This is a genomic window from Bacillus sp. FJAT-27231 (assembly GCF_001183975.1).
Lineage (GTDB): Bacteria > Bacillota > Bacilli > Bacillales > Domibacillaceae > Pseudobacillus > Pseudobacillus wudalianchiensis.
Genome location: NZ_LFZU01000001.1, coordinates 482,883 through 498,417, shown reverse-complemented (window position 1 = coordinate 498,417; position 15,535 = coordinate 482,883). Strand labels below are relative to the sequence as shown.

Annotated in this window: 12 protein-coding genes, 1 pseudogene and 1 riboswitch; of the genes and pseudogenes, 1 reads left to right on the top strand and 12 read right to left on the bottom strand. The window is 42.2% G+C overall.

All coding sequences use genetic code 11. The features are described from left to right. Positions 1–56 precede the first annotated feature (56 nt). Positions 57–2,000, bottom strand: coding sequence for a GTP-binding protein (locus tag AC623_RS02330; protein ID WP_049660171.1), 1,944 nt, complete (start codon positions 1,998–2,000; stop codon positions 57–59). 282 nt (positions 2,001–2,282) lie between these two features. Here AC623_RS02330 and AC623_RS02325 point away from each other — a divergent pair, with 282 nt between their 5' ends. Continuing rightward, positions 2,283–3,548 carry an erythromycin esterase family protein gene (locus tag AC623_RS02325; RefSeq protein WP_049660168.1) on the top strand — a complete coding sequence of 422 codons (1,266 nt, stop codon included), beginning with the start codon at positions 2,283–2,285 and terminating at the stop codon, positions 3,546–3,548. Positions 3,549–3,622: 74 nt separating this feature from the next. On the opposite strand, the gene AC623_RS22210 is transcribed toward AC623_RS02325, so the two are convergent. The 11 genes and pseudogenes from AC623_RS22210 to AC623_RS02275 all read right to left on the bottom strand — a co-directional run bounded on the left by AC623_RS22210 (position 3,623) and on the right by AC623_RS02275 (position 15,531). Continuing rightward, positions 3,623–4,444: a methyl-accepting chemotaxis protein gene (locus tag AC623_RS22210; protein ID WP_442853553.1), complete on the bottom strand. Its 822-nt coding sequence runs from the start codon at positions 4,442–4,444 to the stop codon at positions 3,623–3,625. A 123-nt stretch (positions 4,445–4,567) separates the two neighbouring features. Further along, a pseudogene (locus AC623_RS22205) lies at positions 4,568–4,783 on the bottom strand (HAMP domain-containing protein); the annotation flags it as partial. 805 nt (positions 4,784–5,588) lie between these two features. After that, positions 5,589–6,518 carry a glutaminase A gene (gene glsA / locus AC623_RS02315; RefSeq protein WP_049660165.1) on the bottom strand — a complete coding sequence of 310 codons (930 nt, stop codon included), beginning with the start codon at positions 6,516–6,518 and terminating at the stop codon, positions 5,589–5,591. 324 nt (positions 6,519–6,842) lie between these two features. After that, positions 6,843–7,913 (bottom strand): S-methyl-5-thioribose-1-phosphate isomerase, encoded by a 1,071-nt coding sequence (mtnA, locus tag AC623_RS02310; protein WP_049660163.1) that lies wholly within the window; start codon positions 7,911–7,913, stop codon positions 6,843–6,845. Then, positions 7,870–9,153, bottom strand: a complete 1,284-nt coding sequence (gene mtnK / locus AC623_RS02305) for an S-methyl-5-thioribose kinase (RefSeq protein WP_156186986.1) — start codon at positions 9,151–9,153, stop codon at positions 7,870–7,872. The genes mtnA and mtnK overlap by 44 nt, the downstream gene beginning before the upstream one ends. A 14-nt stretch (positions 9,154–9,167) precedes the next feature. Next, positions 9,168–10,172: an ABC transporter permease gene (locus tag AC623_RS02300; RefSeq protein ID WP_049660160.1), complete on the bottom strand. Its 1,005-nt coding sequence runs from the start codon at positions 10,170–10,172 to the stop codon at positions 9,168–9,170. Further along, entirely contained in the window at positions 10,173–11,666 is a 1,494-nt protein-coding gene (locus tag AC623_RS02295; protein WP_049666163.1) for a sugar ABC transporter ATP-binding protein, read from the bottom strand. It lies immediately after the preceding gene. Positions 11,667–11,752: 86 nt separating this feature from the next. Next, a complete protein-coding gene (locus tag AC623_RS02290; protein ID WP_442853552.1) occupies positions 11,753–12,850 on the bottom strand; it encodes a sugar ABC transporter substrate-binding protein in 1,098 nt (365 codons plus the stop codon). 39 nt (positions 12,851–12,889) lie between these two features. Beyond that, positions 12,890–13,261, bottom strand: coding sequence for a VOC family protein (locus tag AC623_RS02285; protein WP_231603578.1), 372 nt, complete (start codon positions 13,259–13,261; stop codon positions 12,890–12,892). Positions 13,262–13,304: 43 nt separating this feature from the next. Beyond that, the gene (locus tag AC623_RS02280; RefSeq protein ID WP_049660152.1) at positions 13,305–13,943 is read right to left on the bottom strand and encodes a methylthioribulose 1-phosphate dehydratase; all 639 of its coding nucleotides are present in this window, start codon (positions 13,941–13,943) and stop codon (positions 13,305–13,307) included. Between the two features lie 66 nt (positions 13,944–14,009). Beyond that, positions 14,010–14,112, bottom strand: a riboswitch (SAM riboswitch). Positions 14,113–14,334: 222 nt separating this feature from the next. After that, positions 14,335–15,531, bottom strand: coding sequence for a 2,3-diketo-5-methylthiopentyl-1-phosphate enolase (locus tag AC623_RS02275; RefSeq protein WP_049660150.1), 1,197 nt, complete (start codon positions 15,529–15,531; stop codon positions 14,335–14,337). Between the last annotated feature and the right edge of the window lie 4 nt (positions 15,532–15,535).

The following is a 15,535-nucleotide window of genomic DNA, read 5'->3' as shown; positions in this document are numbered from 1 at the left end:
ATTGTTCTCTTTCCTTACCTACTCTTTCCTTTTTGTTCTTTTTTAAACCGCCGTGATCAGAGACAATGCATTTTAGCTTCTGCTTCATCCCAGGCCACCGTATAACCGTGTCCCTTCGAACAAAAGATAGAGGAGGAACTGTACTCGGGGTCTGCATCCTTATTGTAGCCAATCCTTTCGACCACTTCTTGTTCATTGTGACAACGGTCGTACCCTCCAAACACCAGATTGATCATTCCTCTTCCTTGAGTGAAAGCAGCAAGCTCCGTGCTGTAATTCATAAAGGTGGCCACTGGTACTTTACCGGTTATAATCGCTTTGTCGCCTTCTGTTTTTGGCGGATCAAAATGGCCGTATGCCGTTTGAATATCGGCCAATACTTTTCCCATCTGGTCTAGTTCTACTTTAATTTTGAACTGATAATACGGCTCGAGCAACATGTTCTCCGCTTTTTCCAGCCCTTGTCTTAATGCCCGGTAAGCCGCTTCTCTAAAGTCACCGCCGGAGGTATGCTTGTTATGGGCACGGCCCGTCAAAAGTGTGATGTTGACATCTGTTAATGCAGAACCCGTCAGCAAGCCGTTATGTTCTTTCTCAAAGAGATGATGGCGGACTAAATTTTGGTTCCCTATCGTCAGATCATTCACATGACAGTCACTTTCAAATGAAATGCCGCTATTTCTTTCCGCAGGATCTAATTTTAAATGCACCTCAGCATAATGCCCTAACGGCTCAAAATGTCCGTAGCCGGTAACCGTCTTCTGAATCGTTTCCTTATAAATGATTTCCGGGTCGCCGAAACAAACATCAAAGCGAAAACGCTCCTGGACGACTTGTTTTAATATTTCTAATTGAATAGCACCCATTACATGAATGTGGATTTCCTGCAGACTTTCTTCCCAGATGACATTCAAAGAAGGATCTTCTATATCTAGCATATGAAAGCATCGTAAAACCTCTTTTATATGAACAGAAGAATCGGCCATAACTTTCGACTTTAACGTTGGCACCATTTCGTATGCGGTCTTCTGTTTTAATAGGCCTACACCATCGCCGGCACATGCTTTCGACAATCCGGTTACCGCAAATAGCTCACCTGCCTCAGCATGGTCAGTTGTCTTGAACTTGCTTCCATTGTAGTGTCGTATTTGTGTGACCTTTTCTGTCAGATCATCCCCATATTTGATTTCTTCGCGGACACGCAATGTACCGCTGATTGCCTTAATGAAAGCAATCCTTGTTCCATTTTGATCGTGCTGTACTTTATAAATGCGTCCAGAAAAAGGCTCGTCTTTGGAGTAATCGGTCACTGTCAATTGATCCAGCTTATCAAGAAAAGCCTGTACACCAATGTCCTGAAGCGCTGAACCGCTGGCACACGGAAATATTTTTCTTTCCATAATTAATTGAATCATCGTATCCAGCCAAAGCTCTTTTTCATAGCCGCTTTCTAAATATTGTTCTAATAGGGCCTCATCCTGCTCAGCTACAAATTCAACTAAATCTTCGCTCATTTCTCCCTCGTTAAAAGCTTCCGTTATATCAAAGGCATCCTCTGCTAAATCTGTCCGAATCTCTTCCAATACTCGTTCCACGTCTGCGCCGGTACGATCTATTTTATTAATAAAAAAGAATACGGGAATATGATGCTTGCTTAGCAGCTGCCAAACGGTCTCTGTATGGCCTTCCACTCCTTCGACAGCACTGATGATAATAATGGCGTAGTCTAATACTTGAATAGAACGTTCCATCTCTGAAGAAAAATCGACGTGACCTGGATTGTCGATTAAATAATAAGTGGATTCGCCATAAGACATCCTTCCCTGATCAGCAAATACAGTAATGCCTCTTTGCCTCTCGATCTCATGGCTGTCGAGAAAAGCATCTTGATGATCCACTCTTCCTCTTTGCTTAATGCTGTTTGTATGATAGAGAAGCTGTTCAGAAAAGGTTGTCTTACCAGCATCTACGTGTGCAAATATACCAATTGTTTTCTTCATTAGAGCACCTCTGTTACGTTTCTTCGAAATATACAAAGCATTATATCAAAGTTTTTTTACCTGCAATGGCTTTCATGTAAAAAAACTCAATTCATTTATCTCATTGTTCACTTTTATCTTATAGCGGGTACTGTTCCTATATCAGCGCATAATAAATAAAACAGCCCACCGCTGACTTAGGAAGAAGGCTTTCTAAAAAATGAATGTTATGTTTCAATTCTTGATTGCAGTGAAAGTTGACAACCAAGTGTAACAGAGTAAAAAAGAAAAGGAGCTTTCATGATGGATCAAATTCTTGCCAGCGCTATAAAAAGCCATGCGATTCCTTTTGAAACGAATGAGGATTTATCGAGGCTTGTCGACGAAATTGGAGAGGCGAAGATCGTTCTTTTAGGAGAAGCGAGCCATGGCACCTCTGAATTTTACTCTGTACGAGCAGCTCTTTCTAAAAGGCTTATTGCAGAAAAAGGGTTTTCGGTCATTGCCGTTGAAGGGGATTGGCCTTCAGCCCAACAAGTAAACCGCTACATTAAAGGGTATGACAAAGAGACGAAGAAAACAGAAGATGTATTACAAGCCTTTAACCGCTGGCCCACTTGGATGTGGGCTAATAAAGAAATAGCGTCTCTCATTGAATGGCTGCACGCTTATAATGAAAAGAAGGCACCGGAGCAAAAAGCAGGCTTTTACGGCATAGATGTCTATAGTTTGTGGGAGTCAATGGAGGAAGTGCTCCGTTACTTATCGCAGACAAAATCAACAGGCGTTGATCTGGCATTAGCAAGAAAAGCTTTTTCCTGCTTTGAGCCTTTCAACCGCCAGCCAGAAAACTATGCGATTTCTACGCTGAATATTTCCGATGTTTGTGTAGATGAGGTATCAAAGCTGCTCGCTTCTATTCGGACGCATGAAGAACATTATAAAGGAGAAGAGGAAGCTGACCTTAACTTAAAAGTGAACGCACTCGTCGCAAAAAATGCGGAAGAATACTACCGGGCGATGGTACGAAACGATGCGCTTTCTTGGAATATTCGTGATGAGCATATGGTAGAGACGATCAATGAATTACGAAATTATTATGGCAAAGAAGCCAAAATTCTCGTTTGGGAGCATAATACCCATATCGGGGATGCTTCTGCCACTGACATGAAAAACGAAAATATGATCAACGTCGGCCAGCTGATCCGCGAGCAAAATCGGCCGGAAGATGTCTATGCAATTGGGTTTGGCACTCATCGGGGAACCGTCATCGCGGCCGAAGAATGGGGCTTGTCCTATGAAAAGATGGAGGTTCCGCCTGCTCAAAGAGATTCATGGGAAGACCTTCTTCACCAAGCAGGTCCCTTTAACAAATTTTTGATGTTTAACGAACAGAATCGTCACTTATTTGACAGCTGGATCGGCCATAGAGCTATTGGCGTTGTTTATCACCCTGAATATGAAGTCTACGGCAATTACGTTCCTTCTAAAATTAGCCACCGCTATGATGCTTTTATTTATATTGACCAGTCTCGGGCTCTGACGCCGTTAGAAGCACAAAGATGGTAATCAACAAGTCTCCATTTGAGTAGAGGGGAGCCCTTTTAGACTCCTCTTTACTCACCATAATGGATATCGTACTTTTAATTTAATTTAAAATGCTCAACGGATCGATTGAGTTCCTCCGCTAATTTGGCAACCGATTCGGAGCTTATAACAATTTCATCCATAATACTAGTAGATTGTTGAACAGAAGCCGACGTTTGTTCAATTCCCGCAGAGGATTCTTCTGCTATCGAGGCAACGCCTTCCAGGGAATGATTAATATCCTCGCTTTGTTTAAGAATGGCATTTAAATTACTTGAAATATGTTGTATTTGCCCTTGCATATTCAGTACAGATTGATTAATGATATGAAATGTTTCCCCTGTCGTCTTAATCTTTTCTGTTCCTTGCGCTACCTGTTCATAGCTATGCTGTAAAGCTACGACTGTTTCATTAGATTCCTGTTGCAAATCTTCCACAATCCCAATAATGCTGCCGATAGAGCCTGATACCTGCTCCGCTAGCTTCCGGACTTCTTCGGCTACAACAGAGAAGCCTTTCCCATGTTCCCCTGCACGCGCTGCTTCTATTGCAGCATTTAGTGCCAGCAGGTTAGTTTGATCAGCAATTTGTTGAATTACTTGAACGAGCTTAGAGATTTCTTTTGATTGCAGGTCTAATCCCTTCACTTTCTCAATTGATTCCATTACCCCTTGATGGATCGTCTCCATTTGCTTTTCAGATTCATTCATTAAAGAATAGCCATTAGCAGTTAATTCTATCACCTCATGGGAAGAACGGTTAAGCTCCACCCCCTGATCGCTTGCCTCATGAACTTGGTTAGTAAAGCTTTGCATGGATTGAGATACTTGATTAGCGAAATTAGCTTGCTCATCTGCTCCGCCCGACAATTCATTCATTGTTGTGGCAATTTGATGATTGCTTTCTTTTACCTCATTTGTGCCATCTACTAACTGATTGGAAGCATCCACTAACTTAATCGAATTATCATCGATCCCTTGAATAATTTTCTTTAGATCATTCATCATTTGCTGGAAGGCTGTCGTTAAAACACCAATTTCATCCTTCCGCTCTGATGGAAGTGTAATAGATAAATCTCCATTTCCCACTTTCACTACTTCATTCGTTAAATCCTTTAATGGCTTGACTAAATAGTGACTCAGTACATAAACAAGGATGATCGTGATGGCTAAAATAATAAGGGTAGACTCGATGATCTTCTTTTTGTATGTATCCATCGAAGTGTAAACTTGAGAAGCATTTAAATCAGCCCCTACAATTCCGATGACTTTTCCAGAGGCGGACTTTAATGGGACATACGTGGTGATCAGCGCCCCGTACTCTTTCGTATTTGATATTTCAACTTGCATCTTCCCCGTCTCAAATGTTTTTACAATATTAGGATAAACAGTTGGGTCCTCTTTATCACCTAACTGCGAGGCTTCCTCATTTCCCAGCGGCATGCCATCCACCATATAAAAGTAGTCGTAACCATTAGCATTTTTTTCGCGAGACATCGTATATAGATATGTCAATCCAGTTTTTTCTCTTATATCATTAAGTTCTGTACGTAATTCTCTATAGTAGGCATTTTCCCCGGACGCTATTGATATCTCTTTTTCATATTTATTTACGTCAATCACTTTCGTTGCTTGCTTAGCAATATTCCCAGCTGTATCGCTCATAGAATCTTCAACTAGGTCGATAGAAGAAACATAACTAAGATAAGAAATAATCAAACATACTAGCAATACAACTGCCGAAAAGATGCTAACCATTTTAAACCGTATACTTTTTTTCACCCTATGTAATCCCCCTGCATAAATGAGACTTTATCCCCAAAACCATCATACTATATGAAAACTTTCGAATAAAGCCTTAGCTGTTAATAAGTGTCAGATTTACAAGAGAGAAAGTAAGCTTTCCTCACTAGCAGCCTTTCTTGCATGAAATTTTTAGATCCCTCTTCCTTTATACAGCGAGAAAGAAAGACATGACTAGAAGCAGGCAGCTTTCACGTGCCTGCTTTTTTTGATTAAACAATTAAAACATACTCAATGAATACTTCTCCGAAAGCATCTCTAATAATTTTAACCCTGCTATGCTATTTCCTTTTTCATCAAGAGCAGGACCAAAGATACCAATGCCAAAGCGGTTAGGCACGATGCCCATAATCCCGCCCGACACACCGCTTTTAGCTGGAATGCCGATTCTGACGGCGAATTCCCCCGCTGCATTGTACATCCCGCACGTCACCATAAACGTTTTGCATATTCTCACGATGTCTCTCGGGATTAATGGCTCCTTCGTAAAAGGATCAGCCCCATCCATGGCGAACACCAGCCCGATTCTCGCCAAATCCAAGCAAGTCATTTCGATCGCACATTGTTTCGTATAAAGCTCTAAAAGTCCTTCTACCTCTTCCTCAATAATTCTATGTTCCATCATAAAGTAGCACAGTGCCCGATTAAGGTAAGCTGTCTTGAACTCTGAATCGGCAACCTCTTGTGAATAACCGATCTTTCGGTGACCTGCTAATTTTTGTACAAAATTTAAGATGCGTTCGAGCCTATTTTCAATTGTTTCTCCTTTAATCATGCTTGTAACAGCTAATGCGCCGGCGTTAATCATCGGGTTAAGCGGCTTGGAAGGATTGTATAATTCCAATTTGACAATGGAATTATAAGGATCGCCGGTCGGCTCATAACCGACCTTTTCAAAAACCTGTTCTTCTCCATAGTCCATGAGAGCAAGGGCGAGAGTAAGCACTTTAGAGATACTTTGCAGCGTGATTTTCTGATCCACATCTCCTGCAGAAATGCATCTTCCATCAGGGTGAAAAATAGCAGCTGACAGGTCGTGCGGATTTTCTTTCTTTAGCGCTGGAATGTAATCCGCTACCTTTCCTTGTGCTGTATATTTCTTTGCTTCTTTTACGAGTGCATTTAGTTTATCACTTGAATAGCAAGGCATATGATCACCATCTTTTCTTCTATTTCTTAGAAACCGATTGACTATTTTATTAGTTTCAGCTAAATAAATTCTATTTATCCGCCTATAAGTAGGACCTCGTGCAGCTTTTTGCTCTTTTATCGTTTTCCTAACAACTGAAAGTGACAGGCTTTTCCTGCTTATCCGGAGTGATGCACTATATATCTGGAAGGTTTCATGATTTATCTGGAGTTAAGAGCCAGTTATCCGGAATAATGCATCCTTTATAAAAATGACGACCCATTTATCCAGAAACACCTCCTAAACGCAGAAAAAAGCGAACCTGCATAGGTCCGCCTTTTTCTTTTATCCTTCTTTTCCCATCAATTCAGCTAAGCTCTTTTCAAAAGGAGCGTAAGCAATTCCCTTTTCTGTCACAATGGCTGTAATGAGCTCATGATCAGTTACGTCAAAAGCTGGGTTGTACACTTTCACGTTTGCTGGAGCCATCGATTTTTCATACCATTGGGTGCTGACTTCTTCCGACTTTCTCAATTCGATTGGAATATCGTCACCTGATGCGCACTCTAGATCAATTGTCGACAGCGGAGCACACACGTAAAAAGGAATTCCGTAATGCTTTGCGAGTACCGCTAAGCCTGAAGTTCCAATTTTATTAGCCGTGTCCCCATTTGCCGCTACACGGTCACATCCAACCAATACAGCTTGCACCTTGCCTTCTTTCATTACGATAGACGCCATATTATCGCAAATAAGCGTGACATCAACACCCGCTTCCTGGAGTTCCCACGCAGTCAGACGCGCTCCCTGCAGAAGAGGCCTTGTCTCGTCAGCATATACGCTGAAATGATAATCCCGCTCTTGCCCTAAATAGATAGGAGCTAAAGCTGTGCCATATTTCGCTGTGGCAATTGTGCCGGCATTGCAATGCGTTAGAAGCCCCCAGCCGGGTTTCAGCAGGGAAAGCGCATGTTCCCCAATCGCCAGGCAAACTTGTTCGTCCTCTTCACGAATCGTTTCTGCTTCTTCCTTCAGCGCTTGCTTAATCTCAGCGATACTCTTATCTGCTTCCTGTTTCAGGCGATCTTCCATTCGCTTCAATGCCCAAAAGAGATTAACAGCTGTCGGACGGGAGGACGCTAAATAGTGCTTAATTTTTTCAAATTCAGCCGCTAATTTCACGTAAGTATCCGCTTTTACCTGCTTCACACCTAAATAAATGCCGTAAGCTGCCGCTATTCCGATAGCAGGTGCTCCTCTCACTTTTAAATGATAGATGGCATCCCACACCTCTTCTACTGTTGAAAGTTGTAAAAAGACTTTTTCATTTGGCAGCAAGGTTTGGTCGAGAAGAACGAGAACATCATTTTCATCATCGAGCCGTACTGATTGAATGGCTGCTATTGGTGTTGTCATCGTTGATTTCCCCTTTACTAAACTGATTCACACTTCGGCGCAGTACCTTTACAAAATCATCGCCTGTTCGAATACTTGTCCGTTCCAAAATAAACGTTTTTCCGGCTGTTAAACAAATTTTTTCGGCCGCTGTCCGGTTTTCCGCATCGGAAATCGACGTCAAGTCCTTCACGTGGGCAATCCCGATAACTCTGCGGCACAATTCTAACCCGGTAACAGCCGCTGTATCTTCAAGAATAGACTCTAAATACCACTCTTTAAATTTTGGAAGAGTGGCTGTCTGTTCTGTTGCCGTCTCATTCCATAACTGCAGAAACTTCTCTGAAAACAGTTCAACCACTTGAACGATTGTCTCTTCTAAATATGGCAGATAATCTGCTCTTGCTTCTGTTTCTTCTATTGTATAGTGAGCATGAACATAAGCAAAGATCAGATTTGCCACTACATTCCCGATATCATAGCCAGCTGGGCCATAAAAGGCGAACTCAGGGTCGATGATTTTAGTCGAATCTTCTTTTATAAAAATCGAACCGGTATGAAGATCGCCATGAAGTAAAGACTGGGCCTTCGTCATAAAATCAAATTTCAGCTTTGCTGTTTCCAGCTTAAGCTTTTCATCATTCCAAATTACTTCACGCGCAAACTCTTTCGTTCCTTCAAATACGTCATTTTGCTCGCAATCATAAAACGGCTCTGTATAAACTAAATCTTCAGTGATTTCACAAAGCTCCGGGTTCGTAAATTGCTGGACCCTCTCTTTCTTCTCTTTATGCCCCATGACAACATCTGACGTAAGCAGCAAAGTACGAGCAAGAAAGGTCGTAATATGATCAGCAAATAACGGGAATTTTTTATAGTTTAAGAGAGCTGAACGCATAATTTCATGGTCAGATAAATCATCCATCACACAGCAGTTCATCACCGGATCATAAGCATACACTTTTGGCACAAAGCCAGGAGCCAGTTCACCTTGTAATGCTAATATTTCACTTTCAATTCGATTGCGGTCTGGAGACACCTTAAACGCATCTGAAATACGGGCTACAGGTCCTGCCTGCTTAATAATAATGGACTCGCCGCTTTTACGATCAACGACTTTAAATACATAATTTAAATTTCCATCCCCGATTTCACGGCATTCCAAATCAGCAGCATCATTAAAAACACTCAATCTGTTCTGCACATACTCCACGACATCCGCTTCATTCATCGTAAAATAAGCTGAAGTAAAATCTTTCAAGTGAGTCCCCTCCATTATTTTTGCTTATAATAAGTCAACCCAAGGGCAAAGGCTAAAACGGCTCCTTTCACGATGTCCATTGCATAGTAAGGAACAGACATCATCACAAGACCGTTTTGTAAAATTCCGATCAATACAGCTCCAATAAACGTGCCGATCGCATTTGGCTTGCCTGCTCCGAAGACTGCGAATCCGATAAAGGCAGCTGCTACAGCGTCCATTAAGTAGGGAGCCCCTGCATTGATTTCTGCCGTCATTAACCTTGCAGCAAGCACCGTTCCTCCGATCGCTGCACAAACAGCTGAAAGCAAATAAGCGATCATTTTGTACTTATTAACAGAAATTCCAGATAACCTGGCCGCTTCCTGATTGCCACCAATGATATACATGTATCTTCCATGCTTTGTATAAGATAAGAAGATATGAACAAGGATAACCGCCACGACCATGACGATAATGATCCAAGGCACCTGGCCGATTTTTTCAAATACCGGGCTAATCGTTCCCATTGCGAAGGTGCCATCTGGCATAACCATGTTTTGTGTGATCGTAGCTCCTTTTGTATAAGTAAGAGCAACTCCTTGAATAATGAACATCATTGCTAAAGTGGTAAGCATATCTGGAATTTTAAACTTCACAATTAACAAAGAATTCACTGCCCCCACAACGAGTGCAGCAGCTAATGCAGCAGCTAATGCCACAACGATATTCTGGGAATACCAAACGAACATCGAAATCACAATCGCATTTGCCAAAGAAGCAGTCGAGCCGACAGAAAGATCAAATCCATTGATAGATAGAGAGATGGTCACGCCAATCGCAATGATCGTCACAATCGAAATCGACCGCAAAATGTTGATGATATTTTCCCCTTCGATAAAGGCTGGATTGGCCCATGTAAAAACAGCGATCAAAATCCCGATCGTTACAATGGTGCCGTACTTATATAACCAGTCAAACAGCTGAAAAGGCTTTTTCACAGGCTGCTTGTTCACTACGATAGTCTGTTCTGTAGCCATTTATCTTCCTCCTGTTGAGTAATATAAAATTTCGGCTTCGTTCGCAGAACCCGTTTCCATCTCTTTCACTACCTCGCCGTCATACACTACATAGACACGATTGGTCATGCCTAAAATATCGGCTAGCTCGCTTGAAGCATAGATGACGCCTTTTCCTTGCTTAGCAAGCTCCGTGATTAATCCAAAAATCTCTCGCTTCGCTCCAACGTCGACCCCTTTTGTCGGCTCATCAAAAATATAAATATCGGCTTCTCCCATTAACCATTTGCCGATGACAACCTTTTGCTGGTTTCCACCCGATAAATTGGCCACTTTTGCTTCTGTAGATGGGGTCACGATCCCAAGCCTCTGCACCATGTTCTCTGCTTCTCTTTTCTCTTTCTTAAAATCAATTAAGCTGAAAAACTTTGAAAATCGTTTCATATTCGAAACGGTTAAATTGGTCGTCACCGATTCAGAAACGACCATGCCCCCTTTTCTTCTTTCTTCCGGAACGAGGACAATTCCGTGTCGTACAGCATCAGACGGAGAAGCGATGTTCACCTTTTTTCCATGAACGATCATCTCACCGGCTGTTTGTGAAGAAGCGCCGAATAGCGCCTGGCAAATTTCTGTTTTGCCCGCACCGACAAGACCGGCGATTCCCACGATTTCGCCTTTTTTCACTTGTATGTTCAAATTTTTTACGATCCCCGCATCCGACAGGCCCTTTACCTCAAGAATCGTGTCTCCGATCGAAGCTTGATGAGGGGGATATTGTTCGTCTAATGTTTTTCCAAGCATTTGGGTAATGACGTCATTAGGAGAAGTACATGATGTCTCTTCTTTCATGACTAACTCACCGTTTCTCATCACCGTGATCTCTTCGCAAATAGCAAACAGCTCCGGCAATCGGTGAGAGATAAAAATAACGGCTACTTCCTTTTCTTTTAGCAGACGGATGAGCCGAAACAGCTCTTCTGTTTCCGTCTGGCTTAATGGCGCTGTCGGCTCATCCAATATCAAACATTTACATTGATCAGAAATCGCTCTGGCAATTAATACCATTTGCTTTTCTGCCAGGGTCAGTTCATCCACCCGCTTGTGGGTCGAAATAGCCACATGCAAACTCGCTAGAATATCCGCCGCCTGCCGGTGAAGCGATTTCCAATTGACTAGCTGCTTCTTCCCCATGCTGTGAATCATTTTCTCGAGCATAATATTTTCACCAACAGTTAAGTAAGGAATAAGAGCCGTATCCACTTCTTGATACACCATTTGAATCCCTAATTGCTTCGCCTCTTTCGGAGAACGGATAGCCGCTTCCTTCCCGTGAAAATAAATGCCCCCTCGATAATGATCATAAGCTCCGGATAGCACTTTCATTAATGTGGATTTTCCCGCTCCGTTGGCACCAATCAGAGCATGAATTTTTCCCTTCTCCACATGAAAATTCACATTCTTTAAAGCCGCCACCCCTGGGAAATCAATCGAGATATTTCTCATTTCAATCATCGTACTCGTTCCCTTCTCATAAAATGGGTATGGCCATGAAGAAAAACGGAAGCATCCGCTAGAAATCAAGCGAATGCTCTCTCTTCTCAATAGTGTTCTTTCAACGTTTTCATCCAATCCTCTTCAAACTCAGCTGATTTCCCCCAGTTAGGCACGACGCTCTTTAAGCTCTCCATATTCACCGGCTCTTTAGATGAAGATAATTCCTTTTGCGAGATTAAGCTTGCATCTAATGCATATTCTTGCGGTGTGTCTTCTCCCGCCAATTTCTTTGCTAAAATTCTCATATCAATTTTCCCGATTAGTGACGGGTCAACTGCTGCTGTGTACTTCCATGAACTGCCTTTTTCCTGCATTAATTGTAAATCTGCATTCGATACATCAATTCCGTAAATTTTCACTTCATCACGGCCTGCTTCTTTAATCGCACGAGCTGCTCCGATAGCAAAGGCATCCCATGTTGCATAAATCGCATCTAGCTTGCCTTTCGGATACTTTTTCAACATTGCCTGAACCGCGTTTTGTGTTTGAACGGACGTATCAGCAGCGGCCACACCAAATCGTTCCACTTCTTTGATGCCCGGATTGTTCTTTAATGTTTCCTCATATACCGCATTACGGCGAACCATTGGCGGGAAGCCATCTACCCAAAGGTAAGCAATGTTGGCTTTCCCGTTAAAATCCTTCACTAATTGATCTAAGCTTAAGGTAGCCAATGCTTTATCATCTTGAGATGTTAAGGTTACACCATCCACTTGTTTTAAATCCTCAACCGAGTCAAACGTAACAACACTCTTATCTTTTTCTCTCAATTTTTTCACCGCATCAACAGTTGCAGCATCGTCCCCATGAGAGATAATCACTCCGTCATAATCTTGGTTAGCAGCTTGTTCAATGGCATCGTGAAATTTAGCCGTATCACCGTTCGCTGTAAAGATATCCACCTTAAATCCAAGATCTTCGCCCTCTTTTTTCGCACCCGCTAAAAATTGAGCTGTATGATCGTCACCGCCAATTTTCCGGATGACTTTTACTTTCACTTCTTCTCCGTTTGCGAATCGTTCAGGCACATTTTCAATTTTCCCTGGTTTCTTTTCATCTGAGGAGGCCGTTTTTTCGCCTGTTGAACACCCCGTCAGCAACAATGTTAAAGCTAAACCTGATACTGCTAACTTTTTAGCTATCTTTATCATCTTAAAAATCCCCCTATTACTTTCTGTAAATTAATTAGTTTCAAACAATTCGAGCCATTCGCCATCCGGTCCTTCAAAGAACATGTAACGAGAGCCGTTTGGCAGCGTTGTAATTTCTTTATCAATGAAACGAACACCAGCCTCTTTCAACCTTGCAATCTCACTTTCAATGCCCTCCACTTTTAAAGCAAGATGATGAACTTTCCCTTCCACAGGCAATGAATCATTATATCCTTCCAACAGTTCGATCTGGGTTCCTTCTTTATCTTCTGTTCCGATAAAGGCTATTTTAATTTGACCGTTCGGATGATCCAAGCGGCCCAAAAGCTGAAAACCGATAATGTCTGTGTAAAATGAAATGGACTTTTCTAAGTTCTTCACCATGATTCCGACATGTTCCATTCTTTTAATCAATTTGTCCCCCGCCATTTCTTTATGTCTACTATTATTTCTGCCTAATGATTTGTAAATTTGCCTTTGCCTGCAGAAGCGCCAGCTCGTATTGAAACAAGAACTCACATGCTTCAAGTACTTTTTTAGCCTCAAAGGCGTTCTTTCCCCAAGCTGTGATTCCATGATTGCGGATGAGAACGGCTCCCTTATCTTCTTCTACAAACGGGGCTAAAGCGGCTGCTAGTTTTGGAATATCAGCGTGATTAGGAATGATCGGAATTTCCCACTCGGCATCTTCTTCCCAGCGGCCGAAAGCTTTAATCAGTTCCTGTCCTTTAAATACAACTTTTCCTTCATCGCCATAAATTTCCGAAATCACGTTGTTCGCTATCGTATGAACGTGAAGGCTGCAGCCCGCATTCGACCTGCCATAGATTTCACAATGGAGAAGAGTCTCGGCAGAAGGCTTAACATTCGTTTCTCCTACAGGATTTCCGTCCTGATCAACAAGCAAAAAATCTTCATTTGTCTTTTTTCGTTTATCTTTTCCGCTAGCCGTTACGAGAAATTGGAGCGGCTCACCCTGTACTTTAATGGCCAAGTTCCCGCTCGTTCCCATGAACCAGTCGCGTGCTGCCAGTTCCTCTTTTATATCTGCCAACTCATGAATCCGAGTCACCACTATACTCAACTCTTATCAACCTGCCTTTCTATACAAAAAACCTCTTCGATAAGAAGAGGTTTTCGAAAAAACAACTTCTTATCTTTCAGCATGACTGCTGTGAGAATTAGCACCGTGCTTAAAAAAGTCGGTTGCCGGGCTTCATAGGGCTCATCCCTCCGCCTGCTCTTGATAAGATCTCGTTATTAAATTTATTATTCTCATGAATTTACTTGGATTATGTCACGTTCATCCAAAACTGTCAATATCTTTTATTTTAAAAAAGGACTCTGGTAATAATAAATGTTGATTTACACTCTAGTCACTTTGCTTTCTGCCCCAATCAACCATTTAGAAATAATATTCACCTGTAACGGAGCTAAAAATTAAAAAAACGAAACCGCTTATGGCTTGGATCACTTTATGAAGTCGTGACAATTCCCCATTGGTCAATGGCACGCTTTAAAGGTTCTGACGTTTTAGCTGCTTCCGTTAAGGAAACATTATTTATACTCGCATCAATCGCAGCTCGGAAAGCTTGGGCACCGCTGATTGGTCCATCTGGATGTCCAAAGACTCCTCCTCCTGCGTTGATGACCAAGCTCTCGCTGCCAAAATCTTTTAACAACTGCGGCACCATTCCTGGATGAATCCCAGCAGAAGGCACAGAGAAAGTTTGTTCAAAACGATTTTCTTCCGTAAGCGCCTGCCCAATCGCTAATGCATCAGACGATGGGATCGCTACATTCCCGTATGGACTTGGGAATAAGGAGAAATCTCCACCGGTTAGACGCGTTAGCTTTCCAACAAGCAAGGAATACGAGTAGCCACCGCCAGGCTGTCCAGCTAGAACGCCTGATAAAGCAGAATGTGCCATAATAGGCAAAGAAATATTGTCATTTTCACGCAACGCTTGCAATGTGTCCAATCCATAAGCATGCACATTAAACAATAAAGCATTCGCTCCTAGTTCTTGCGCCCGCTCTGCTTTCTCCTGAAGTTCATTTGATCTCCCCGACAGATTCACTGCATATAAAGCTCGCTGGCCTGTATGTTCATAATGACGGTTAATGATTTCTCTAGCTGTTGTGATTCTCTTTTCAAAAGGCGTTAACTCATTCTCAAAAAGAATTTCATCGTCTTTAATCAGATCAATGCCTCCTGCCAGCAGGTCTTCTAATTGAGAAGAGAAAAAAGACAAATCTCTGCCTATCACTCCTTTGAAAATAGCCATCAACAAGGGACGATCGTATAGATTTAATTTCTCCCTGACCCCCTTCACCCCAAAGCGCGGTCCAGGGAATTGGCGGAGAAGCTCATCATCAAATGTTAGATCAACTAACTCATGGCCTTCAAAAAAAGAAAGCTTTCCATATACGGTTGTCAAAATAGCGGGAAGATCGGCTGAAAAATTAGCGGATGGATAATGGATTTTTACTGTGTCCTTTTCCTCTCCTTTTTCTACTGACACAACTTCCCCTTTATTTTTCTGTAATTGCTGACGCTCCAAATGTGGAATATCTGTCCAAGAACCGACTGTCAGGCCTAAAGCATATTGTTCTGCCTTTTTTTCTTGATCGGGATGCGACGGGAACAGATAAGTAGCTGTTACACCCATAAAA

Excerpts from the sequence above, each read along its gene's own strand:
- AC623_RS02275 (WP_049660150.1), bottom strand. The coding sequence starts at position 15,531 with ATGGGTGTAACAGCTACTTATCTGTTCCCGTCGCATCCCGATCAAGAA.
- AC623_RS02285 (WP_231603578.1), bottom strand. The coding sequence starts at position 13,261 with ATGGAACATGTCGGAATCATGGTGAAGAACTTAGAAAAGTCCATTTCA.
- glsA (WP_049660165.1), bottom strand. The coding sequence starts at position 6,518 with ATGCCTTGCTATTCAAGTGATAAACTAAATGCACTCGTAAAAGAAGCA.
- AC623_RS02330 (WP_049660171.1), bottom strand. The coding sequence starts at position 2,000 with ATGAAGAAAACAATTGGTATATTTGCACACGTAGATGCTGGTAAGACA.
- AC623_RS02325 (WP_049660168.1), top strand. The coding sequence starts at position 2,283 with ATGGATCAAATTCTTGCCAGCGCTATAAAAAGCCATGCGATTCCTTTT.
- AC623_RS02300 (WP_049660160.1), bottom strand. The coding sequence starts at position 10,172 with ATGGCTACAGAACAGACTATCGTAGTGAACAAGCAGCCTGTGAAAAAG.
- AC623_RS22210 (WP_442853553.1), bottom strand. The coding sequence starts at position 4,444 with ATGAATGAATTGTCGGGCGGAGCAGATGAGCAAGCTAATTTCGCTAAT.
- mtnA (WP_049660163.1), bottom strand. The coding sequence starts at position 7,913 with ATGACAACACCAATAGCAGCCATTCAATCAGTACGGCTCGATGATGAA.
- AC623_RS02295 (WP_049666163.1), bottom strand. The coding sequence starts at position 11,666 with ATGATTGAAATGAGAAATATCTCGATTGATTTCCCAGGGGTGGCGGCT.